We start from the raw sequence: 21,759 nt of genomic DNA on the forward strand, positions 1-21,759 counted from the left end.
CGGGCTCGAGGAGCGCTACGTGACTGATTCGGTCGTGCGGACCTATGTGCTCGACACCTCTGTGCTGCTGTCCGATCCCTGGGCAACCATGCGGTTCGCCGAACACGAAGTCGTTGTCCCGCTGGTGGTCATCAGCGAACTGGAGGCCAAGCGCCATCACCACGAGCTGGGTTGGTTCGCCCGTCAGGCATTGCGGATGTTCGACGATCTGCGCCTCGAACACGGGCGGCTCGATCAGCCGATTCCCGTTGGCGCCCAAGGCGGCACGCTGCACGTCGAGCTCAATCACAGCGATCCGTCGGTGCTGCCCGCCGGTTTCCGCACCGATACCAACGACGCGCGCATCCTGACCTGCGCCGCCAACTTGGCCGCGGAAGGCAAGAAGGTCACCTTGGTCAGCAAGGACATTCCGCTGCGGGTGAAGGCCGGCGCGGTCGGGTTGTCGGCCGACGAGTACCACGCCCAGGACGTCATCACCTCCGGCTGGACGGGCATGGACGAGCTGGAAGTGACCGCCGACGACGTCGACGCGCTGTTCGCCGACGGCGAGGTCGATCTCGAAGCGGCCCGCAATCTGCCTTGCCACACCGGAATTCGGCTTCTGGGTGGCACGTCGCACGCGCTGGGCCGGGTCAACGCCGAAAAGCGGGTGCAGTTGGTGCGTGGCGACCGTGAGGCGTTCGGCCTGCGCGGCCGCTCCGCCGAGCAGCGGGTGGCGCTGGACCTGCTGCTCGACGAGTCGATCGGCATCGTCTCGCTCGGCGGCAAGGCGGGCACCGGTAAGTCCGCGCTGGCGCTGTGCGCCGGGCTGGAGGCGGTGCTGGAGCGTCGCACCCACCGCAAGGTGGTGGTGTTCCGGCCGCTGTACGCGGTCGGCGGGCAGGATCTCGGCTATCTGCCCGGCAGCGAGAGCGAGAAGATGGGTCCCTGGGCGCAGGCCGTCTTCGACACCCTCGAGGGACTGGCCAGTCCCGCGGTGCTCGACGAGGTGCTGGCGCGCGGCATGCTCGAGGTGCTGCCGCTGACCCACATCCGGGGCCGCTCACTGCACGACTCGTTCGTCATCGTCGACGAGGCGCAGTCGCTGGAGCGCAACGTGCTTCTCACCGTGCTGTCGCGCCTGGGTGCCGGGTCGCGGGTGGTGCTCACCCACGACGTGGCCCAGCGCGACAATCTGCGGGTGGGCCGCCACGACGGGGTGGCCGCGGTTATCGAAAAGCTCAAGGGCCACCCGTTGTTCGCGCATATCACGCTGTTGCGCAGCGAGCGGTCACCGATCGCGGCGCTGGTCACCGAGATGCTCGAGGAGATCAGCCCCGGCGCGCTGCCCTGACGCGATTTGTGCGTAGTTGGTCACACTCAGCGTGACGAACTACGCCCAAACCACCGATCAGCGACGGCGGCCGCCTCGCACCAGGTACCACCCGGCGGCCGCGGCGCCGCCGAGGGCCACCACGCGGTCGGCCCGGTCCGCGCGCTGCAGGTCGAGCAGCGCCGCCAACCCCAGCGCCGCGAACCCGGTGCGCAGCGCCGGCTGACAGGTGCCGGCGGTCACCAGAGCAGAGGTGGGGGAGTTCACTGCGGCGGAGGTGTGATCGGCGAGCACCAGTACTCCTGAAGCGAATCGATGAATCTGGCGTCTCGACGCTAGTTCGTCTCGGCGCGTTGGGGAATAGGTGTATCGCCTATGCGTCGGAATTTTTCTCCGGACCTCCGACATGGCGGCCCAGTTCGGCGCGGGACTTGATACCGAGCTTGCGGTAGATGCGCGCCAGGTTCGCCTCGACGGTCTTGGGGCTGATGAACAGCGCCGCGGCCACGTCGCGGTTCTTCATTCCGGAGGCGGCCAGTTCGGCGACCCGCTGTTCGGACGGGGTGAGCTGACCGGAGTGGCGCGGCCCCACGCTCGCGCGCACCAACTCCGACCGCGCCCGGTCGGCCCACAGCGGCACGTTGAGCCGCTCGAAGATGTCGAAGGCCTCCTGCAGCCGCACCGACGCGGCCTCCTTCTTGCGTTGTCGGCGCTCGATCTGGCCTAGCAGCACCAGGGTGCGAGCCCGCTCGAACGGCATCGGTAACCGTTCGTGCGCGGCCAACGCCCGCAGCGTCGCCGCGTGGGCGCCGTCGAGATCGCCGTGCGCGGCCAGCAGCATGCCGCGTGCGCGTGCGCCGACGGCGATCATCCAGGGCCGGTCCAGTCGCTGCCCGTTACGTTCGAGCGCCTCGATCAACGGTTCGGCCTCGTCGGGCCGTCCCGACTGCACCAGCGCCTCGATGGCGTCCGGCAGCCAGGTCGCATTGGGCAGCTCCGTCGGGGTGCGGTCCGGATCGAACGTCGACATCATCGGCGCCACCGCCGCGAGCGCGCCATCATAGTGCCCCAGCGACAGCTCAAGGAACGCCAGAGCGCTCAGCACCCGCTCCGACAACCGCGAAGTTCCTGTGCGCTTGCCGATTTCAAGGGCGTCGGTGATGGCCTGTCGCGCTTCGGCTTCGTGGCCCGCGTACGCCGCCAGCTGTGCGCGAAGGCTGTGGGCGAGGAAAAGCGGCGTGTTCTCACCGAGGTGGCGCGCGTACTCCATGGTGTCCTCGGCGACCAGGTTGGCGGTGACGAAGTCGCCGAGCCACACCGAGTTCATCACCGCGTGCTGAGCGATGAAGACGTGCTCACCCTCCTCGCCCCTCTCCATGCACCTGGCCCGGATCTTCTCGAGCAGTTGATCGGCGAGGTCGAACTGGTTAGCCCACTGCAAGAGCAGCGTGTGCTGGACGCTGGGACGAAAAACCAGTGGCGTCACCGCTTCTTGGTCCTCCAGGTCCAGCGCCCGCCGGATGGATTCTTCGTCGAGCCCCTGTCCGGCGATGAACGTCAGAATCGAGCGCATGCCCAGCGCCATGCTCAACAAGTGTGGCTGGTCCAGCTGCTCGGCGTGGGACACCGCCCGATCGGCCGTTCGAACGCCCTCGTCGACCTGGTTGTTGTGAAACAGGCAGAACGCCAACGTGATCAGCAGCTGTACGCGCAGCGGGCTGTCCTCGGACACATCGTTGAGAGCGTCGCGAAGCAGGCGCGCCGCCTCGAAGAAGCCCTCACCGTAGAGGCGTACCACCGCCAGGCGGCTCAACGTCTCGGCGCGCATGTCACCCTGAGGCAATCGGTCGACGGTCTCTTCGAGGACAGCGGCCGCGCGACGGTGGTCACCCGCGTCGAAATGGTATAGCGCACTGCGGAGTCGGCGGTCGGGCGTGTCACCGCCGAGGCCGATCGCGAGGTCCACCAGTTCGGCGGCCGCGACAGGGGCACCGCGGGTACGCGCCGATTCCGCCGCCTCGTCAAGGGCCGTAAGGGTGACCTGATCGCCGCTGGTGGCGGCCAGCGCCAGGTGCCTGGCGCGCAGCTCGGGTTCGTCGACGATCTCGGCGAGCCGGCGGTGCATCGAGCGACGACGGCCGGGCGCGGCCTGGCTGTACACGCCCCTGGCCAGCAGCGGGTGCGCGAACTGAATCCGATTGCCGTCGATGGTGATGATGCCTTTGTTCTCAGCGACTTCGAGAAGCTCGACCAGTCGGTCGTCGTCGGCGATGGTCGCGCTGGACACCGACTCGACAGTCGGTGCGGCCATGCAGGCCGCGGCCAACAATGCCTCGTGCACGTTTGAATCGAGATCACCGATACGACGGCGCACCACGTCGGTCAGCGTGCGCGGCAGCGGCGTGCCGATGCTTGCCGGCCGATCTTCGATGGCACGGGCCAGTTCGATCGCGTAGAACGGGTTTCCGCCCGACACTTGATGAATTCGTCCGATTGTAGGACGCGAGAACGGCTTTCGCAGCCGCGTCGCAACCGCGGTATGTAAATCCTGAATACTCAAGGGGTGCAACCGGATACGTTTGAGCGCCTCCGGCCGCGGCAGCTGCAGCCACGCCGCGCCGGTGCCGTCGCGGGGTTCGGTCCGTACGGTGGCGAGGAGTCCGGCCGGCCCCATGAGCCGTCGCGCCGCGAACGCGATGACATGCATGCTGGACGGATCCAGCCACTGCAGATCGTCGATCGCCAGCAACACCGGACCCTCGTCACCGAGTCTTTCGACGATCGAAAGGAACGCCGCGGCCACCGCGCGTTGGTCGGTGGCCGCCCCGTTGTCCGCGCGCAGCAGCACCTGGTCGAGGGCGAGCAGCTGCGGGCTCGGCAGATCCGCCCACACGCGCGCGTCGACCTCGTCGAGCAGGTCGGCCAGCGCGGTGTAGGCCAGCACCGATTCCGCCTCCGCCGCGCGTGCCGACAGCACACGGAACCCGCGCGCCTGGGCCTGTTCCAGCGCGGCCAACCACAGTGTGGTCTTGCCGATGCCGGCCTCGCCCTCGATCAGCAACGCCGAGGGGCCCACGGTCGTCGACTCCAAGAACCCGTCGATCGTCCGCTCGTGCGTCCGATGGGTCCGCACAGCATCCCCGGCCATACCCAACAGAATCTCAGCAAACTGTCGGGATCACCCGCGGTTCGGCTGATTCGTGCGCGAAGCCATCACCCGGCCGAGCTCGGCGCGGGACCGGATGCCCAGCTTGCGGTAGGCCCGCGCCAGCGTGGCCTCGACGGTCTTGGCGCTCAGCGACAGTGCACCGGCAACATCGCGGTTCGTCATGCCCGACGCGGCCAGCTCGGCCACCCGTAACTCGACGGCCGTCAACTCGCGCCGCTTGCGCGGCGCGCCCGCTCCGCCCGGCAACCAGGCGCGCGCACGGGCCGCCCACAACGGGGTGCCGAGCCGCTCGAAAGCCTCGAGCGCCTCCTGCAGCGTCACCGAAGCCTCGCGCTGTCGCAAACGTGCCTGAAGCGTGCCGAGGACGAGCAGTGTGCGCGCGCGCTCGAACCGCATCTGAAGCCGGTCGTGGTACTCGATCGCACGCTGCGCGGTGGCCACGGCCGCCTTGTGGTCGCCGCGGGCAGCCTCCACCAAGGCCCGGCAGCGCGCGCCCATCGCGAGCATCCAGGCTCGGTCCAGCCGGTGCCCATTTCGTTCCAGATCTTCGATGAACCTCTCCGCCTCGGTCACCCGGCCCGATTCGATGAGCGCTTCGACGGCGTCGGGCAGGTACGCCGCCGCCGAAAGTTCCGTGGAGCTCGGCGAGTGCCGGGACATCAGCGGTTCCAGCGTGTTCACCGCGGCCTGGTGATTGCCCAGTGAGACCTCCAACAACCCCAGCGCCGTGTTCGCCTGGTCCTCGTGCCACGCGGTGCCGCTGACCTTGCAGGCGTCGATCGCGTCGGCGATCGCGAGCCGGGCGTCGTCTTCGGCGCCGTCGTAGACCGCAAGCCACGCCTTGAGCAGCATGCTCAGCATGGTCGGGAACTCACCGCCGAGCTGGCGCGCCAGCCCGGTGACGTCCTTGGCCAGCCGGTCGGCCTCGACGAAGTCCGCGCGCCAGATCCGGTTCAGCGCAACGTAGAACTTGACGAAGATCAGCTCGCCTTCCTCGCCCCGCTCGACGCAGCGCCGCTCCACGGCCCGCAGCTGGTCGAACGACGCATCCAGGTCGCCGCTGCAGGCCAGGATCAGGGCGCGTTCCACACTCGGACGAAGCATGGTGGGGATGGGCGCGTCGTGGTCCTCCAGTTCGAGGGCCCGCTGCATGCCGGGCTCGTCCATCCCGCCGCCACCGAAGAACTGCAGTGTCGCGCGGACGCCGAGCGCTTGGCTCAGCAGGCCGGGGTCGTCGAGCGGCTCGGCGTGGGTTACGGCCTCTTCGCCGATACGCCACGCCGCCTCGGGATGACCGGTCATGTACAGCGCGTAAGCCAGCGCGATCAAGATGCTCACCCGCAGGCGGCCGGTGGGTGCGTCCTCATCGAGCGCGCGCTGAAGCAGCTGGCAGCCCTCGAGGTAGCCGTCGTTCATGAAGCGCACGAACGCCAGTGAGTGCCGGGCCTGCGCGCGAAGGGGTCCCGGCTCCAGATCCACGATGGCCTGCTCAAGCAACTTGCGGGCCTGTGCCGGATCGCCGGCGTCGAAAGTGTGGGTAGCCAACAGGATCCGGCGCTGGGGGGTGTCACCGCCGAGCGTGATGGCGTGGTTGAGCAGTTCCGCCGCCGCGGCAGGTGCGCCGCGCGCGTGCGCTGAGGCGGCTGCGTCGTCGAGCGCGCGCAGCGTCTCGGCGTCACCCGTCGTCGCGGCCAGCGCCAGGTGCCGTGCGCGCAGCTCGGGCTCGGCGACGATGTCGGCGAGCCGGCGATGCATCGCGCGCCGCCGCTCCGGTGAAGCGTCGGAGTACACACCGGCGGCCAACAGCGGATGGGTGAACCGGATCCGGTGCCCCTCGATGGCGATGATCTCCTGCTGTTCTGCGGCCTCGAGCAGTTCGATCAACCGATCGCGGTCGGTGCCGGATGCGGCAAGAACCCGCTCGACGGTGGGGGTAGCCAGTGCGGCGGCGGCCAGCAGCGCGTCATAGGTCTCGGCGTCGAGGCCGCTGAGCCTGACCCGCACTAGTTCGGCCAATGTGCTTGGCAGTTCGAGATCGGCGTTCTCGTCGATAGCACGTGCCAATTCGATGGCGTAGAAGGGGTTTCCGCCCGAGACCTGGTGGATGCGGGTGAACGCCGCGCGTGACAACGGGCGGTCGACGTTATCCGACACCACCTGATGCAGTGCACGAGCAGACAGGGGGCGCAACGTGATTCGCCGGATCGCATCGGGCCGGGGAAGCTGCAACCACGATGCGGCGTCGCCGCTGGCGGCTTCGGTGCGGATCGTGGCGATCAGTCCCACCGGCCCGGTCAGGCGCCGCGCGGTGTAGGCGATCACGTAGGCGCTGGAGGGGTCCAGCCAGGGGAGATCGTCGACGGCCAACAGCAGCGGGCCATCGTCGCTCAACCGTTCGATAATCGACAAGAACGCTGCAGCGACCGCGCGTTGGTCGGTCGCCGCAGCGGAATCGGCTGTCCTGGAAAGGATGTGGTCTACCGCGGTCTGCTGCGGAACGGGCAGGTCCGCCCAGGTGGTCGGGTCGACCTCGGCGAGCAGGTCGGTCAACGCGGTGTAGGCCAACACCGACTCCGCCTCAGCCGCGCGGGTCGTGAGCACCCGGAAGCCGCGGTGGCGCGCCCGATCCGATGCCGCCATCCACAGCGTGGTCTTGCCGATGCCCGCGTCACCCTCGATCAACAGCGCCGACGGCGTGCTGGACGCGGAGTCCAGGAACTCTGCTACCGCCGCCTCCTCGGCGAGGCGGTGCGCCAGATACACGGGCATAACGGGATAACTCTCGGCAGTACGCGGTCTCGGTCAGGAGGTCAAAATCTCAGTTGTCGTGTGCTGGTCGAGCGTATCGACATCTCGTCGAAAGCAACGATCTGACCCCATGGTGACGCGCCAGGTGCGGACCGCCGCGACGGCCGTTGGTCCGTTTCATCAGGGACCAAAGACTCCAGAACCGTTGCCTGCTCGCGCCATATCGTCAGAGGCACGTCCAAGTGCACAAAGGAGCGTTTCGATGGCAACCGCATCCGGCCGACACGGCATCGTCGTCGGCGTCGACGGCTCGCCGGCGTCAAAGGTGGCCGTCGACTGGGCCGCCCGGGAAGCGGCGATGCGCGATTCCGCCCTGACGCTGGTGCACGTCATGCCGACCGCGAGATTCTGGCCCGAAGGGGCGACCCCGTCCAGAATCGACCGGCTCTACCGGGCCCAAGCCCAGCAGTGGCTGCGCGAGGCCGCCAAGGTCGCCGGGGAGGCGACGGGCGCGCACGGCCGAATCGACACCCGGCTACTCGACGGCGCTGTGCTGCCCGCACTCGTCGACCTGTCCAAGGACGCCCAGCTCATCGTGGTCGGATGTCGCGGGCAAGGCTCGATCGCCCGACGGCTGATGGGGTCGATCAGCCGGGGGCTCGTCCAACGTGCTCATTGCCCCGTCGGCATCATCCACGACGAGGACCCGCTGATGCCCCGCCCCGTCGCGCAGGCACCCGTGGTCGTCGGCGTCGACGGCTCCGCGGCGTCGGAGCCGGCCGCCGAGATCGCCTTCGACGAAGCGTCGCGCCGCGGTGTCGAGCTCGTCGCCGTGCACGCGTGGATGGACGACACCACCTTCGAGTTGCCGGCAGACGAATGGTCGGCGACGCACAAGGACATGACAGAACAGACGCTGACAAAGCAGCTGGCACGTTGGCAGCAGCGTTATCCGGAGGTGCCCGTGCGACGGGTCGTGGTCCGCGATCAGCCGGCACGCCAGCTGGTCAAGCAGGCCGACGACGCGCAACTGGTGGTGGTGGGCAGCCACGGCCGGGGCGGTTTCGCCGGGATGCTGCTGGGCTCGGTGGCCACCGCGGTCGCCGAATCGGCGCGCATGCCGGTGATTGTCGCGCGGTCGTCCTGACGGCGAGCCGAATCAGTCTCGGCTGGAGCGGATCTCCAGCACCTCCTCGAGCGGTCGCCGCGGCGTGGGCGGCGGCACGTCATCGATCGACGGTGCCAGGCCGACGCGGACGAGAACCTGCGGCGTGGCGTCCTGCCCGATCAGCTCGGCAACCATCTGACGGCTCTCGGGATCCTCGGTGATGTGGGTCAACGGGCAGGTGGCCATGCCGGCCATGGTGGCCTCGAGCAGCACCGCCGAGAGCCGTTCGCCGCACCGGAGCACGCTGTCGCGGGATTCGTCGTACGTGGACAGCGCCAGAATCCTGGACCGATCTTGGTCGACACCCGCCCGGCGATCGCGATTCTGTGTGACAGGGAACCTGCGGGCCACATCCACTCGATCCGCCTCGGACGCCGAGACCAGCGAGCTGCGCGGAATTCCCTCGGTGGTTTCGAAACCCGCGGTCCACCACTCCAATTCGGCGTGGTAGGAGGAGTCGTATTGACGCAAGGCTTCGGTGAGCTTCGACGCTTCGGCCAGCTTCGGGCGCGCCTCGTCGGCGATCACGTCCAGACGCGCGGCCTCGCAGTTGACGACGTTGCGCAAGTGCGGCTCAAGGGTTTCCCAGTCGGGCGGCGCGGCGAACGGCAGGCGGTCGGTGCGCCGCAGCAGGATGGCGTTGGCGCGCCGCCGATGTCCCTCGGTCACAAAGTCCATCGGGCCGAAGTCGATCGACGCCAGATGCAGGCGGTTGTTCGGGTTCGGGAAACGGCTCACGAACGTCGCCCATCCGGCCGCCGCCATCGCGACCCGCAGGTGGTCGAGAACCGCGCCGCAGCTCAGAAGCGTCTCGCGACCGGATTCGTCGGTGCTGCGCACATTGCGTGAGGGATCGGCGAAGAGCTGAAGCTCACTGCCCTCGGCCACCCACCGCCACGGTTGGCTGTTGTGCAACGACGGAGCCCGGCACGCCAGTTGTACGGCGTTGGCGATGGTGCCCGGATCCACCGTGGGCTGTGCGGGTTGCGTCATGGAAACCTCCACCTACCTGTCCAACCCTCAAGCTTTCATGGCGGCCCGCGTCTCGGCTAGGGCCTTTGTGCCTCCCCGGGTAGGGCCCGACGGCCGCTGCACGGGTGGGCGAGCAACCTGCAAGATGAGTGCATGGCTTGGATGGCGCCCGGCAACCTGTCCGCTGAAGTGCACGAGACCCACACCGGGCTGGTTGTCCTGCTCGGGGAGCGGGCCTACAAGGCGAAGAAGCCGTTGGTCACCGAGTTCCTCGACTTCCGCACCGCGCAGCAGCGCGAAGACGCGTGCGCCCACGAGATCGAGCTCAACAGCCGGCTCGCCCCCGACAGCTACCTGGGGTTGGCTCATTTCAGCGGGGTCGAGGGCGACCCGCCCGAGCCGGTGATCGTCATGCGCCGATATCCGGACACCTGCCGCCTGACCTACCTGGTGCGCCACCGAACCCCGGTGGACGCGCACCTGGCGGCGATCGCGGAGAAGCTGGCGGTGTTTCACGCCGACGCGAACCGCGGCGACGCGATCGACGCCGGCGGCACCGCCGATGCCGTCAGCGCGCGGTGGCAGGACAACATCGACGAGCTTCACCACCACGCGGTGTTGGCGCCCGAGCTCATCGACGAGGTGTGGCGCCTTGCCGCCCAGTTCATCTCGGGCCGGTCGGCGCTGTTCACCGAGCGCATCGCCGACCGCCGCATCGTCGACGGGCATGCCGATCTGCTGACCGACGACATCTTCTGCATGCCCGAAGGGCCGGTGCTGCTCGACTGCCTCGAGTTCGACGACCGATTGCGCTATGTCGACGGTCTGGACGACGTCGCGTTTCTCGCCATGGACCTGGAGTTCCTCGGACGTACGGACCTGGCGGAGTTCCTGCTGAACCGTTACCGTCGCGCCGCGGGTGACACAGCGCCGGCGGCGCTGGCCGATTTCTACATCGCCTACCGCGCGGTGGTGCGCGCCAAAGTGGACTGCGTACGGGTGGCCCAGGGGCACCCCGAAGCGGCTGCCGATGCCCAGCGCCACATCGACATCGCCATCGACCATCTGCGGGCGGGCACGGTACGGCTGGTCATGGTCGGCGGCGGGCCGGGAACCGGGAAGACGACGTTGTCGCGTGCCCTTGCGGAACTGATTGGCGCCCAGGTCATCTCAACCGACGACGTGCGTCGTGAGCTGCAGTCCGAAGGGATGATCTCCGGAGAGGTCGGTGAGCCCGAAGCGGGGCTCTACAGCGCGCAGAACGTCGCGGCCGTCTATGACGCCGTGTTGCGGCGCGCCCGTCACCACCTGGAACGGGGTGTGTCGGTGATCCTCGACGCGACATGGCGCGACGAGCGTCAGCGCGAACGGGTGCGCAGGCTGGCGGGCGAAACCCACGTGCCCGTGGTGGAACTCAGCTGTCACGTCCCGGTGCAGGACGCGGCGGCCAGAACCGTCAGCCGCGGACCAACGAGCTCGGATGCCACCCCTGAGATCGCCGCCAGGCTCGCCCAAGCCGAGGACGCCTGGCCGCAGGCCCACCGCATCGATACGAGCGGCCCGCTGACCGAATCGGTCGCCGAGGCCGAAAAGGCGGTGCGCGAATCGACGGCAGCCCTGCGGTAGGGACCTTGGTCCTTTGCATCGATGGCCTTCGGCCGACGATGCCAGCCGATTCGCTACGTAGCGTCGTGACCATGACCTACGTGATCAGTTCAGCGTGTGTGGACGTGATGCACAAAGCCTGCGTCGAGGAGTGTCCGGCGGATTGCATCTACGAAGGTGCCAGGGTGCTCTACATCAACCCCGATGAATGCGTGGATTGCGGCGCCTGCAAGCTCGTGTGCGAGGCCGACGCGATCTACTACGAGACCGACCTACCCGACGAAGAGCTTCAGCATCTGGCCGACAACGCCGCGTTCTTCACCGAGATCCTGCCGGGCCGAGACGCCCCGCTGGGTTCACCGGGCGGCGCCGCCCGGCTTGGTCCTGTGGGGGTGGACACGCCGCTGATCGCGGCCATGCCGCAGCGCGCTTGACGTTCGGCCCGGGTCGCTACCGGGTCGCTACCGGGTCGCATTGTGGCACACAAGCACCGGGACGGGGCTGTGGTGCAGCATGTTCATGCTGGTCGAGCCCAACAGCGCGCCGGCGAGGAGCCCTCGGCCACGGTTGCCGACGACCACCAGCTGCGCGTCGCCGGCGTGCTGCAGCAGCGCCTGGCCGGCCCCGCCCGTCTCGATGAAGTATCTGACCTCGACGTCGGGATACCGTTCGCTCCACGGCTCCACCGAGGCCATGACGTATTGCCATTGCGCGGCTTCGACAGCGCCCCAGTCGATCATCGACGGGATCTCGATTCCGCCGAGCACGCGACGTCCGGGCCAGGCGTTGACCGCGTAGATCGAGACGCCGAACCGGTCAGCGAACTCGAACGCGGTCCGGTACGCGTCCGCGCCGGTTTGTTCACCGTTGGCTCCGAGAACGATCGGCTGATCGGTGGGCGCGGTGATCCCGCCGCGCCAGGCGACGACCGGACACGATGAATGTGTCGTTACCGCAATGGTTGTCGAACCGAGCAGCAGGGCAGCACCGACGCGCACCTCGGGGCTGCCGAGGACGACCAGTGAGGCGTCCTCGCTCAGGTCCGCCAAGACCTTCGAGGCCGGTTCGTCGGACTGCGTGACGGTGATCGTCAGCTCGCCGTATCGCGACCGCACCGCGTCCTCAACGGATTTGAGGACTTCTTCGGCGGATGCCCGCTGCTCGGCGATCAGCGACGCGCGTAGCGCGGCGGCGGCGTCGGTGAGGAGGGGACCGGCGTCGGGGATGGCGTGCACGATGTGCAACGGCACCTCGAACTTCTCGGCGACGGCGCCCGCCCACACCGCGGCGTTGAGCGCGTCCTCGGAGCCGTCGACCCCGACGATCACCGGCCCTGTGCGCTCGGACATCCCGGCCATTTTCTAGCGGTCCCGCACAACGATGACCGGGACCTTGGCGCCCTGGGCGACCTTGGAGGCAACCGAACCCAACGGCATGCCCTTGAAGCCGCCACGACCGCGACTGCCCACCACGACAAGCTGCGACTGGTTGGACTCGTCAAGCAACCAGCGGGCGGGCTGATCACACACCAGACGGCGGCGCACGTGCACATCGGGATACTGTTCCTGCCAACCCGCCAGGCGTTCGGCAAGCACCTTGTGGCCTTCTTCTTCGTACTTCTGCCAGTCGACTCCGACGATCGGAAAGACGCGGTTGTCGCTCCAGGCGTGCAAGGCCACCAGCTCCACGCCTCGACGCGACGCCTCGTCGAACGCCAGCGCGGTGGCGCCTTCCGAGGCAGGCGATCCGTCGATGCCGAGCAACACCGGCGCCGCGGGATCAGGGGTCGGGGCCTCGTCGGCGGGGATGATCGCGACCGGGCCGCGGGCGTAGTGCAGCAGACCGCTGCTGACCGAACCCAGAAGCGCGCGGCCGAGCGCACCCATCCCGCGGTTACCCGCGACGACCATCCACGCGTCCGCGGAAGCCGCGACAAGCGTCGAGGCGATCGGGCCGTGCTCCACCACGGAATTCACCGCGGGCGGCTCGGCCGCGTCGACACTTGCCTGGAATGTCTTCTGTGCTTGCTCGAGAACCTGTTTGGCGTTTTCCTCCTGCCACTCGTCGAAGCTCGACTGCAAGTACGTGACGGGCCAGGTCACCTCCACGGGCGCGATGACGTGCATCAAGGTGACGGGCATGCGGCGCATCACGGCCTCGCGGGCAGCCCAGCCGACGGCGGCTTCGGACTCCGGGGACCCATCGACCGCTACCAGGATTCCGTACTTGGTGGACTCCGCCATTTCGCTACCCCTCGATTCGGTCTGAGCGGACTGCCGCTGTGGTCCGGGCGACGCACGCGCACCGCATCGCCAACACTAGGTCGGTGGGCCCGGCTCGCGCAGGGCCTTTGGTCCCGCGTGGTGGTGCCAGTGGTCCTCGGCGGTACTGACTACTGGTCGCCGTCCTTGACCTTGGCCATGGCCAGCACGTCGAGGCGCTTGTCGAGCTCCTCGAGCGAGAGCTTGTCGCCGATCAGCCCGCGGTCGATGACCGTCTGGCGGATCGTCTTCTTCTCCTTGAGGGCCTGCTTGGCCACCGCGGCGGCTTCCTCGTAGCCGATCGCGGAGTTCAGCGGCGTGACGATCGACGGCGAGGACTCGGCCAGTTCGCGCAGCCGGTCCTCGTTGGCGACCAGACCGTCGATGCACCGCTCGGCGAACAGCTTCGAGGAGTTGGTCAGGATCTTGAACGACTCGAGCAGGTTGCGCGCCATCATCGGGATGTAGACGTTGAGTTCGAACGCGCCGGAGGCCCCGCCGAAGGCGATCGCGGCGTCGTTGCCGATCACCTGCGCGGCCACCTGGGTCACCGCCTCGGGGATGACGGGGTTGACCTTGCCCGGCATGATCGAGCTGCCCGGCTGCAGATCCGGCAGCTGAATCTCGCCGAGGCCGGTGAGCGGGCCCGAACCCATCCACCGGATGTCGTTGGCGATCTTGGTCAGCGAAACCGCGATGGTGCGCAGCGCCCCGGACGCCTCGACCAGCCCGTCACGCGCGGCCTGCGCCTCGAAATGGTCGGCGGCCACCCGCAGTTCGGCCAGGCCGGTCTGTTGGGCCAGCACCGCGACGACGCGCACATCGAAGTCGTCGGGCGCGTTGAGCCCGGTGCCCACGGCGGTGCCGCCGATGGCCAGCTCACCCAGCCGCGGCAGGGTGGCCTTGACCCGTTCGATGCCGGCTTCGATCTGGCGGGCGTATCCGCCGAACTCCTGCCCCAGCGTCACGGGCACGGCGTCCATCAGGTGGGTGCGGCCCGACTTGACCACGGTGCGCCACTGCCGCGCCTTGGCCGCCAGCGACTCGTGCAGCACCTCGAGCGCCGGGATGAGGTGGCGCACAGCGGCTTCGGTGGCGGCGATGTGCGTGGCGGTGGGGAAGGTGTCGTTGGACGACTGCGACATGTTCACGTCGTCGTTGGGGTGAACGGTCACGCCGTTGCGCGCGGCGATGCTGGCGATCACCTCGTTGGTGTTCATGTTCGAGCTTGTGCCCGAACCGGTTTGGAACACGTCGATGGGGAACTGGTCGTCATGGCGGCCGTCGGCGATCTCCGCGGCGGCGGCGATGATCGCGTCGGCCTTGTCGGCGGCCAGCAACCCGAGGTCCTTGTTCACCTGAGCGCACGCGCCCTTCAGCAGGCCCAGCGCCCGGATCTGGGTGCGTTCCAGGCCGCGGCCCGAGATCGGGAAGTTCTCCACCGCCCGTTGCGTCTGCGCGCGCCACAACGCGTTGACCGGGACGCGGACCTCGCCCATGGTGTCGTGCTCGATGCGATATTCGGTGTTGACGTCGTTCTCGACGCTCATCTGTGTGTTCCTCGCTGGTCGGGTTGTCAGGGCAGCGGCCGGATCGCGCTGGCGTCGCCGGTGAAGTCGATGGCGGAGTACTCGTTGAGCTTGGAGAGCCGGTGATAGGCCTCCACCATGCGGACCGTGCCGGACTTGGACCGCATCACGATCGACTGGGTCGTGCAGCCGCCGCTGTAGAAGTGCACGCCCTTGAGCAAATCGCCGTCGGTGACGCCGGTGGCGGCGAAGAAGATGTTGTCGCCCGACACCAGGTCTGCGCTGGTCAGCACCTGGTCGAGGTCATAGCCACGGTCGATGGCCTTCTGTCGTTCCTCGTCGTCGCGCGGGGCCAGCTGGCCCTGGATCTCCCCGCCCATGCAGCGGATCGCCGCGGCGGCGATGATGCCCTCGGGGGTGCCGCCGATCCCGGCGAGCATGTCGGTGCTGGTGGTCGACCGGCACGTCGAGATGGCCCCGGCGACGTCACCGTCGGAGATCAGGCGGCACCGAGCGCCCGCCTCGCGCACGTCGGCGATGAGCTGCTCGTGGCGGGGGCGGTCCAGGATGCACACGGTCAGGTCGGACACCGAGAGGTTCTTTGCCTTGGCGACCTTGCGGATGTTCTCGCCGATCGGGGCGGTGATGTCGATGGCATCGACCGCGTCGGGGCCGACGGCGATCTTGTTCATGTAGAACACCGCCGACGGATCGAACATGGTGCCGCGCTCGGAGACCGCCAGCACCGAGATCGCGTTGGACAAACCCTTGCTCATCAGCGTGGTGCCGTCGATGGGGTCGACGGCGAAGTCGCACTCCGGTCCGTCGCCGTTGCCGACCTCCTCGCCGTTGTAAAGCATCGGGGCGTTGTCCTTCTCGCCCTCGCCGATCACCACGACACCGCGCATCGACACCGAGTTGACCAGTTCACGCATGGCGTCGACGGCGGCACCGTCGCCGCCCTCCTTATCGCCGCGGCCGACCCAACGGCCTGCCGCCATCGCGCCGGCCTCGGTGACTCGGACGAGCTCAAGGGCAAGATTTCGGTCTGGGGCTTCTCCACGAGCTGGCGTCATGCGCCAGATTGTCCCATTATCGGGTCGTTCCGTGGCAGCTGGGATACTGGCGGCTATGAGTACGCAGCCGCCACCGGCGCCCAAGCCTGCGAAGCCCCGGCTTCTGCAGGACGGCCGCGACATGTTCTGGTCGATGGCCCCGCTGGTGCTTGCCTGCATCGTGCTGGCCGGCCTGCTGGGCATGTGTTCGTTCCAGCTCAGCGGCCCCGGCACGGGGCCCGCCCCGTCCTACGACGCGGCCGCGGCGCTGCGGGCCGACGCCGACGCCCTCGACGTCCCCATCCGGCTGCCGCAGCTCCCCGAGGGCTGGCAGTCCAACTCCGGAAGCCGCAAGGGCATCGAGGCGGGCCGCACGGACCCGACCACCGGGCAGCCGGTGCGCGCGGTGAGCTCGATCGTCGGCTACCTCGCACCCAGCGGCATGTACGTCAGCCTCACGCAGAGCAACGCCGACGAGGCCAAGCTGGTCGCCTCGATCAACACCGACACCCGCCCGGTCGGCGCCGAGGACGTCGCCGGCGTCACCTGGGTGGTGTACGAAGGCGGCGAGCAGGCCGACCAGCCCGCCGAGCCGGTGTGGACCACGCGGCTGCAGGGCCCCACCGGCCCGGCGCAGATCGCGATAACCGGCGCCGGCAGCGAGGACGAGTTTCGTACGCTGGCCGCGGCGACCCAGAGCGCAGCGCCGCTGCCCGCCGACTGACGTAAGGGAGGCCATGACCAGCGCAGGCCAGACAGCTCCGGAAGCCGATCTGAGCGGCTGGACCGCCGAACCGTTCTCCGCGGCCGGGTTCACCTACGACGTCTACCGCAAGGGGCAGGGCCCCGGTGTGGTGCTGATCCCCGAGATGCCGGGCCTGCACCCCGGCGTGCTGGCGTTGGGAAACCACTTGGTGGACAACGGCTTCACCGTGGCCGCGCCGTCCCTGTTCGGTACGCCCGGGGCGGCCGCGGTGCGGCCCGGCATGGTGCCGATACTGCTGCGCGGATGCGTGGCGCGCGAGTTCGCCGCATTCGCCACCAACGCCGACCGCCCGGTGGCGCACTACCTTCGCGCGCTGGCCCGCGACCTCAACGAGAAGACGCCGGGCAAGGGCGTCGGGGTGATCGGGCAGTGCTTCACCGGCGGCTTCGCGCTGGCGGCGGCCGTCGAGGACAGCGTGCTGGCCCCGGTGCTGAGCCAGCCGTCGCTGCCGCTGCCGCTCACACCCAAGCAGCGACGCGACCCGGGCCTGTCGGAGGCCGAGCTCCGCATCGTCGAACAGCGCGCCGCCAGCGAGGGGCTGTGCGCGATGGGGTTGCGGTTCAGCGAGGACCCGCTGGTGCCGGCCGAGCGGTTCAAGACGCTCAAAGCGCGGCTCGGCGACGCGTTCGAGGTCATCGAAATCGACTCGGGCAAGGGCAACGCACACGGGTTCGCCAAGATGGCGCACTCGGTGCTCACCGACCAGGTACGTGAGGTCGACGGGCACCCGGCCTACGAGGCCCGCAAGCGCGTTGTCGAATTCCTCACCGAGCGGCTGACTTAGCCGGCTTCCGGTCCTGCTTTCGAGCCTGCTTGAGGCGGTTGGCCAGCCGGCTGAACCACTTGGGTCGCCGGGGTTCTTCCTCGTCGTCCTCGGGTTCGGTGATCGGCACGCCCTTGTACACCGACAGGTACACGCTGATGGTGGTGACGATGATGATCATCAGCACCGGGCCGATGACGATTCCCCAGAACCCCCACAGCGCGATACCAGAGAACACCGCCAGCAGCATCAGGGCGGGATCCAGCCGCGCCTGTTTGGGCACCAGGATCGGGCGCAGGAAGTTGTCGATGTTGGTGACCACCAGGACGTGGAAGATCACCACGAACGCCCCGCCGATGATGTTGCCGAAGAACATCATTCCGATTCCGAACGGGATCGTGACGATACCGCCGCCGAGCGGGATGACCGATAGCGCCGTCAACAGGATCGCGAAGATGAAGAAGCCGTCGTGAAAGCCCGCGATGTAGATCGAGATCGCGCCCGAGACGCCCTGGCACAGCGCGATGACGAACTGCCCCTTGACAGTTCCGCGGACCATGGCGCCGGTCTTGGCCAGGTACAGGTCGGTGATCTCCTCGCCCAGCGGGTTGAGCTGTCGGATCAGGGTGCGGATCTTCTCCCGGTTCACCAGCAAAGAGATGAACACGTACAGGAAGATGATGGCCGCGGCGATCGCGGCCACCACGTTGCCGACCGCGCCCTGCAGCAGCTGCAGAAGCCATTCCCCGACTCGCTGCGAGACCGTGATGATCGCCTGGCGCAGCGAATCCGGCGTCACGTTGATGTTCAGAAACGGTATCTGCGAAAGCAAATCGTTGATCAGCTTCAGGGTGCGGTCACCCAGCGTGGACAGGTCGGTTTGGGCCACCCAGTCGCTGACCGCGTTGACCATGTGGGTGATCTGCACGATCGCCAGGAACACGATCCCGGCCACCGGAACGGCGACCATCAGCAGCGCGGCGAGCAGCGTGATGGCCGCCGACAACCCGGTACTGAGCCGTCGGCGTAGCCGCTCGTAGAGCGGGGTGAACAAGTACGCGAACACCGCCGCCATGACGATCAACACGAAGAACCCGCGCAGGAAGTACGCGCCGACGAGCAGGGCGATCACCGTGATGACGGCCAGCGCGCGTTTCTGGGTGGGGTTGAATTCGTCGGTCATGGGCGCGTTCAGACTACGGGCACCGCGACGGGATCGGCGGGAGTTCAGGCTTGTGCGCGCTGACGAGCCCGCTGCGAGGCGATGAACCGCATCGACATCCGGTTCATCAGGCCCGGCGCCAACCGCGCGAACAACCACTGGGCATGGGCGATACGGGGTTTCACCAACAGCGGCTTGTTCTTCTGCACGGCGCGCAGAATGTCGTCGGCCAACCGGTCGGCGTCGTAGGGCTTGCCGCCCTGGGCCTGGAGAAAGTAGTCGCGGCCGACGAAACCACCGATGGCACCCTTGTCGAGGATCGGGGTTTCCACGGCGGCGGGGCAGACCGCCAGCACGCCGACGCCGCGCGCCACCGCCTCGGAGCGCAGCGCCAACGACAGCCCGACCACCGCGTGCTTGGTCATCACGTAGCTGGTGACCTGGCCCGCCGCGGTCAACCCGGCCATCGACGCGGTGTTGATGATGTGGCCGTGGCCCTGCCGCAGCATCAGCGGGTAGGCGGCCGCGACCCCGTGCACCACCCCGCGGATGTTGACGTCGATGATCGCGTTCCACTGATCCAGCGTGAGCAGTTCGCTGTCACCGCCCCATACGATTCCGGCGTTGTTGAACATCAGGTCCAACCGGCCCGCCCGGTCCACGACGTGGTCGACGGCGGCCTGTACGGCGGACGCGTCGGTGACGTCGAGGCGCAGCGACCGCGCCCGCGCACCCAGCGCCGACGCCGTGCGCTCGGCCGCGTCGCCGTCGACATCGGTACACAACACCTGCGCGCCCGCGCTGGTCAACGCCCGGCACAGCGCCGCGCCGATACCCGAGCCCGCCCCGGTGACGATCGCGTGCTTTCCGTCGAATGTCATTGCGCGGCAAGCTTCATGACGTGACCCATCACATCCGGGTACCGCTTCATGTGGGCGCCGCCGTTGATGTCGAGCACCTCACCGGTCAACCAAGATGCGCTCGGCGAGCACAGATAACGGACCGCTTCGGCGATGTCCTTCGGGGTGCCCGCACGGCCCAGCGCGGTGTTCTCGACGTACTCCTCGACTACGCCGGGCACCGCGGCGGCGGGCGCCGTCAGCGGGGTGTGCACGAAGCCGGGCGCGACGGCGTTGACGCGGATGCCGCGCGGGCCGAGTTCGAGCGCGGCGACCTGGGTGAGCATCGACAGCCCGGCCTTGGCGGCGCAGTACGCGCTCATGCCTGCGGCTGGCTGGCGGCCGTTCAGCGAGCTGATCGACACCAGCACACCGCCTTTGCGCAGCGTGCGGCCGGCGTGCTTGGCGACGATGAACGCGCCGTTGAGGCAGACGTCGATGACCGCGCGGAAGTCCTCGACGGGCATGTCGGTGATCAGCCCGACGTTGGAGAAGCCCGCGCAGTTGACCACGACGTCGAGCGGACCGGTCTGGTCGAACAACGCCTGCACCGACGCTTCGTCGGTGACCTCGACGGGGGCTGCGGTGTGCGGGTCGCCGAGTTCGGCGACCCGCTCCCGGGCGCCGTCGATGTTGCGGTCGGCGAGCGTGATCTGGCAGCCGTCGGTGGCCAGCGCCCGCGCCGACGCCCATCCGATCCCCGACGCCGCGCCGATGACCAGCGCTTTCCTGCCCGCATGCTCGTTACTGTTGTCCATCCGGTTGACCCTTCGACGCTGAGTAGAACGTGTTTCAACTTAGCCCTTTGGCACACTCGGGGCGTGACGGATCTGAAGATGTCGGAGTCGATCCATGTCGCGGTGTCGCCCGACGAGCTGTACGCGATGGTGTCGGACGTGACCAGGATGGGCGAGTGGAGCCCGATCTGCCGGGCGTGCTGGTGGGACGAGGGCGCGGGCCCGCACGTCGGCGCCTGGTTCACCGGTCGCAACGAGACGCCGGAACGCACGTGGGAGACACGGTCACAGGTGGTGACCGCCGACCCGGGTGAGGCGTTCGCGTGGGAGGTCAACGACGGCTGGGTGTACTGGGGCTACACCTTCGAACCCGAGGACGGCGGCACCCGGCTGACCGAGTCGTGGGAGCTGCGGCCGAAAGGGATCGCCGGCTTCCGCGAGCATTTCGGCGATCAGGCCGACGACGAGATCGACAAGCGGCGTGAGGCGGCGCGCACGGGCATCCCCGCGACGCTCGCGGCGATCAAGGCCGCGGCCGAAACACGCTGACTCTCAGGGCACGACGACGGCGCGGCCGCGGACCTTTCCGTCCCGCAGATCGTGGTACGCGCGCAGGGCGTCGTCGAGTGAGTACGTGGTGGTTTCGACGTGGATCAGGTTTCGAGACGCCAGTTCGAGGACCTCGATGAGCTCGTGGCGTGATCCCCAGTAGGTCGTCTGCAAGCTGACCTCGTAGGGCTGGGAGAAGAACGAGAACGGTACGGAGCCGCCGGCGATGCCGATGATCGTCGCGTCGCCGAGCGGGCGGGCGGCCGTGCGGGCCAGCTCGATCGTCGCCTCGGACCCGACGAAGTCCAGCATGACGTCGGCGCCGCGGCCTCCGGTGAGGTCCCGGATCGCGTTCGCGGTCTCCGCGTCGGAGGCGACGGTGTGGTCGGCGCCGCTGCGGGCCGCCAGATCGAGGGCCTCGGTGCGGTTGTCGACGGCGATGAGCCGCGCCGCCGTCGTCGCCTTCAGCAGCTGCAGCGCCACGTGGCCCAGCCCTCCGACGCCGATGACGACCACGGTCGACGTCGGCGTCATCTTCGGCCACGACCGGCGGATCGCGTGGTAGGGGGTGAGCCCGGCGTCGGTGAGCGGCGCGGCCGTCGCGGGCTCGAGGCCGTCGGGCAGCCGAACCAGCGACCGCGCCGAGGGCACCAGCAGGTATTCGGCCATTCCGCCGTCGAGGCCGAGCCCGCCGCCGCCGCTGAGCACGGGCGCTTCGGCGGGGTTCTCGCAGTAGTTCTCGACGCCGTGCCGGCAACGCTGGCACTTGCCGCACCCCCACGGGCCGTACACCGCGACGGCGTCGCCCTCGGAGACGGTGCTGACGCCGTCGCCGACCGAGTCGACCCAGCCGGCGTTCTCGTGGCCCAGGGTGAACGGCAGCTGCCACGGCATCATCCCGGCGTCGAAGTCGTGCATGAGGTGCAGGTCGGAGTGGCAGGCCCCGGCGCCGCCGATCTTGACGACGACCTGTCCCGGGCCCGGCGTCGGTTTCGGCACCTCGACGAGTTCGGGCTCGGTCTTCCAGTCCATCAGTCGCAGTGCTTGCATCGCTCCTCCACCTT

The 21,759-nt window shown here is 68.5% G+C and carries 19 protein-coding genes; 7 read left to right on the plus strand and 12 right to left on the minus strand.

All coding sequences use genetic code 11. The annotated features are described in order from the left end of the window. Positions 1-19 precede the first annotated feature (19 nt). On the plus strand, positions 20-1,333 hold the full coding sequence (locus G6N28_RS17165; protein WP_163902283.1) for an RNA 5'-3' helicase PhoH2: 1,314 nt from the start codon (positions 20-22) through the stop codon (positions 1,331-1,333). Between the two features lie 57 nt (positions 1,334-1,390). Here the strand turns inward: G6N28_RS17165 and G6N28_RS17170 are convergent, their stop codons facing one another. The 3 genes from G6N28_RS17170 to G6N28_RS17180 form a co-directional block, all read right to left on the minus strand. Continuing rightward, positions 1,391-1,606 (minus strand): hypothetical protein, encoded by a 216-nt coding sequence (locus G6N28_RS17170; RefSeq protein WP_163902285.1) that lies wholly within the window; start codon positions 1,604-1,606, stop codon positions 1,391-1,393. A gap of 79 nt (positions 1,607-1,685) precedes the next feature. Continuing rightward, a complete protein-coding gene (locus tag G6N28_RS17175) occupies positions 1,686-4,460 on the minus strand; it encodes a helix-turn-helix transcriptional regulator (protein ID WP_163902288.1) in 2,775 nt (924 codons plus the stop codon). 30 nt (positions 4,461-4,490) lie between these two features. Next, the gene (locus tag G6N28_RS17180; RefSeq protein ID WP_163902290.1) at positions 4,491-7,250 is read right to left on the minus strand and encodes an AAA family ATPase; all 2,760 of its coding nucleotides are present in this window, start codon (positions 7,248-7,250) and stop codon (positions 4,491-4,493) included. A 241-nt stretch (positions 7,251-7,491) separates the two neighbouring features. Here G6N28_RS17180 and G6N28_RS17185 point away from each other — a divergent pair, with 241 nt between their 5' ends. Then, the gene (locus G6N28_RS17185; RefSeq protein WP_163902292.1) at positions 7,492-8,376 is read left to right on the plus strand and encodes a universal stress protein; all 885 of its coding nucleotides are present in this window, start codon (positions 7,492-7,494) and stop codon (positions 8,374-8,376) included. 12 nt (positions 8,377-8,388) lie between these two features. Here the strand turns inward: G6N28_RS17185 and G6N28_RS17190 are convergent, their stop codons facing one another. Beyond that, positions 8,389-9,390 carry an Acg family FMN-binding oxidoreductase gene (locus tag G6N28_RS17190; RefSeq protein ID WP_163902295.1) on the minus strand — a complete coding sequence of 334 codons (1,002 nt, stop codon included), beginning with the start codon at positions 9,388-9,390 and terminating at the stop codon, positions 8,389-8,391. A 132-nt stretch (positions 9,391-9,522) separates the two neighbouring features. Here G6N28_RS17190 and G6N28_RS17195 point away from each other — a divergent pair, with 132 nt between their 5' ends. Beyond that, entirely contained in the window at positions 9,523-10,995 is a 1,473-nt protein-coding gene (locus G6N28_RS17195) for a bifunctional aminoglycoside phosphotransferase/ATP-binding protein (protein ID WP_163902297.1), read from the plus strand. A 71-nt stretch (positions 10,996-11,066) separates the two neighbouring features. Further along, on the plus strand, positions 11,067-11,408 hold the full coding sequence (gene fdxA, locus G6N28_RS17200) for a ferredoxin (RefSeq protein WP_163902299.1): 342 nt from the start codon (positions 11,067-11,069) through the stop codon (positions 11,406-11,408). Positions 11,409-11,435: 27 nt separating this feature from the next. Here the strand turns inward: fdxA and G6N28_RS17205 are convergent, their stop codons facing one another. The 4 genes from G6N28_RS17205 to glpX form a co-directional block, all read right to left on the minus strand. After that, a complete protein-coding gene (locus G6N28_RS17205) occupies positions 11,436-12,323 on the minus strand; it encodes a universal stress protein (protein WP_163902301.1) in 888 nt (295 codons plus the stop codon). Positions 12,324-12,335: 12 nt separating this feature from the next. Beyond that, positions 12,336-13,217, minus strand: a complete 882-nt coding sequence (locus G6N28_RS17210; RefSeq protein WP_163902304.1) for a universal stress protein — start codon at positions 13,215-13,217, stop codon at positions 12,336-12,338. Positions 13,218-13,366: 149 nt separating this feature from the next. Continuing rightward, positions 13,367-14,785, minus strand: coding sequence for a class II fumarate hydratase (locus G6N28_RS17215; RefSeq protein ID WP_163902306.1), 1,419 nt, complete (start codon positions 14,783-14,785; stop codon positions 13,367-13,369). Between the two features lie 26 nt (positions 14,786-14,811). Further along, positions 14,812-15,840: a class II fructose-bisphosphatase gene (gene glpX / locus G6N28_RS17220; RefSeq protein WP_163902308.1), complete on the minus strand. Its 1,029-nt coding sequence runs from the start codon at positions 15,838-15,840 to the stop codon at positions 14,812-14,814. 55 nt (positions 15,841-15,895) lie between these two features. Here glpX and G6N28_RS17225 point away from each other — a divergent pair, with 55 nt between their 5' ends. Further along, positions 15,896-16,543, plus strand: a complete 648-nt coding sequence (locus G6N28_RS17225; RefSeq protein ID WP_163902310.1) for a DUF4245 domain-containing protein — start codon at positions 15,896-15,898, stop codon at positions 16,541-16,543. 13 nt (positions 16,544-16,556) lie between these two features. After that, entirely contained in the window at positions 16,557-17,369 is an 813-nt protein-coding gene (locus G6N28_RS17230) for a dienelactone hydrolase family protein (RefSeq protein ID WP_163902312.1), read from the plus strand. Here G6N28_RS17230 and G6N28_RS17235 read toward each other — a convergent pair. From G6N28_RS17235 to G6N28_RS17245, 3 genes are read right to left on the minus strand one after another with little or no spacing between them, the layout of a single operon-like run. After that, on the minus strand, positions 17,350-18,531 hold the full coding sequence (locus tag G6N28_RS17235; protein ID WP_163902314.1) for an AI-2E family transporter: 1,182 nt from the start codon (positions 18,529-18,531) through the stop codon (positions 17,350-17,352). The genes G6N28_RS17230 and G6N28_RS17235 overlap by 20 nt on opposite strands. 44 nt (positions 18,532-18,575) lie before the next feature. Continuing rightward, positions 18,576-19,391, minus strand: coding sequence for an SDR family oxidoreductase (locus tag G6N28_RS17240; protein WP_163902316.1), 816 nt, complete (start codon positions 19,389-19,391; stop codon positions 18,576-18,578). Next, on the minus strand, positions 19,388-20,167 hold the full coding sequence (locus G6N28_RS17245; RefSeq protein WP_163902318.1) for an SDR family NAD(P)-dependent oxidoreductase: 780 nt from the start codon (positions 20,165-20,167) through the stop codon (positions 19,388-19,390). Before G6N28_RS17245 ends, G6N28_RS17240 begins: the two co-directional genes overlap by 4 nt. A 78-nt stretch (positions 20,168-20,245) precedes the next feature. Between G6N28_RS17245 and G6N28_RS17250 the strand changes: the two genes are divergently transcribed. After that, the gene (locus G6N28_RS17250) at positions 20,246-20,695 is read left to right on the plus strand and encodes an SRPBCC family protein (protein ID WP_179962210.1); all 450 of its coding nucleotides are present in this window, start codon (positions 20,246-20,248) and stop codon (positions 20,693-20,695) included. Between the two features lie 3 nt (positions 20,696-20,698). Here G6N28_RS17250 and G6N28_RS17255 read toward each other — a convergent pair whose 3' ends face one another. Next, positions 20,699-21,745 (minus strand): NAD(P)-dependent alcohol dehydrogenase, encoded by a 1,047-nt coding sequence (locus tag G6N28_RS17255; protein ID WP_163902322.1) that lies wholly within the window; start codon positions 21,743-21,745, stop codon positions 20,699-20,701. Positions 21,746-21,759 lie beyond the last annotated feature (14 nt).

It is taken from the genome of Mycolicibacterium pulveris (genome assembly GCF_010725725.1).
Lineage (GTDB): Bacteria > Actinomycetota > Actinomycetes > Mycobacteriales > Mycobacteriaceae > Mycobacterium > Mycobacterium pulveris.

What these genes read in the sequence shown, in the direction of transcription:
- G6N28_RS17175 (WP_163902288.1), bottom strand. Translation starts at nt 4,460, where the DNA reads ATGGCCGGGGATGCTGTGCGGACCCATCGGACGCACGAGCGGACGATC.
- G6N28_RS17180 (WP_163902290.1), bottom strand. Translation starts at nt 7,250, where the DNA reads ATGCCCGTGTATCTGGCGCACCGCCTCGCCGAGGAGGCGGCGGTAGCA.
- G6N28_RS17185 (WP_163902292.1), top strand. Translation starts at nt 7,492, where the DNA reads ATGGCAACCGCATCCGGCCGACACGGCATCGTCGTCGGCGTCGACGGC.
- G6N28_RS17190 (WP_163902295.1), bottom strand. Translation starts at nt 9,390, where the DNA reads ATGACGCAACCCGCACAGCCCACGGTGGATCCGGGCACCATCGCCAAC.
- G6N28_RS17195 (WP_163902297.1), top strand. Translation starts at nt 9,523, where the DNA reads ATGGCTTGGATGGCGCCCGGCAACCTGTCCGCTGAAGTGCACGAGACC.
- fdxA (WP_163902299.1), top strand. Translation starts at nt 11,067, where the DNA reads ATGACCTACGTGATCAGTTCAGCGTGTGTGGACGTGATGCACAAAGCC.
- G6N28_RS17205 (WP_163902301.1), bottom strand. Translation starts at nt 12,323, where the DNA reads ATGTCCGAGCGCACAGGGCCGGTGATCGTCGGGGTCGACGGCTCCGAG.
- G6N28_RS17210 (WP_163902304.1), bottom strand. Translation starts at nt 13,217, where the DNA reads ATGGCGGAGTCCACCAAGTACGGAATCCTGGTAGCGGTCGATGGGTCC.
- G6N28_RS17215 (WP_163902306.1), bottom strand. Translation starts at nt 14,785, where the DNA reads ATGAGCGTCGAGAACGACGTCAACACCGAATATCGCATCGAGCACGAC.
- glpX (WP_163902308.1), bottom strand. Translation starts at nt 15,840, where the DNA reads ATGACGCCAGCTCGTGGAGAAGCCCCAGACCGAAATCTTGCCCTTGAG.
- G6N28_RS17225 (WP_163902310.1), top strand. Translation starts at nt 15,896, where the DNA reads ATGAGTACGCAGCCGCCACCGGCGCCCAAGCCTGCGAAGCCCCGGCTT.
- G6N28_RS17230 (WP_163902312.1), top strand. Translation starts at nt 16,557, where the DNA reads ATGACCAGCGCAGGCCAGACAGCTCCGGAAGCCGATCTGAGCGGCTGG.
- G6N28_RS17235 (WP_163902314.1), bottom strand. Translation starts at nt 18,531, where the DNA reads ATGACCGACGAATTCAACCCCACCCAGAAACGCGCGCTGGCCGTCATC.
- G6N28_RS17240 (WP_163902316.1), bottom strand. Translation starts at nt 19,391, where the DNA reads ATGACATTCGACGGAAAGCACGCGATCGTCACCGGGGCGGGCTCGGGT.
- G6N28_RS17245 (WP_163902318.1), bottom strand. Translation starts at nt 20,167, where the DNA reads ATGGACAACAGTAACGAGCATGCGGGCAGGAAAGCGCTGGTCATCGGC.
- G6N28_RS17250 (WP_179962210.1), top strand. Translation starts at nt 20,246, where the DNA reads ATGTCGGAGTCGATCCATGTCGCGGTGTCGCCCGACGAGCTGTACGCG.
- G6N28_RS17255 (WP_163902322.1), bottom strand. Translation starts at nt 21,745, where the DNA reads ATGCAAGCACTGCGACTGATGGACTGGAAGACCGAGCCCGAACTCGTC.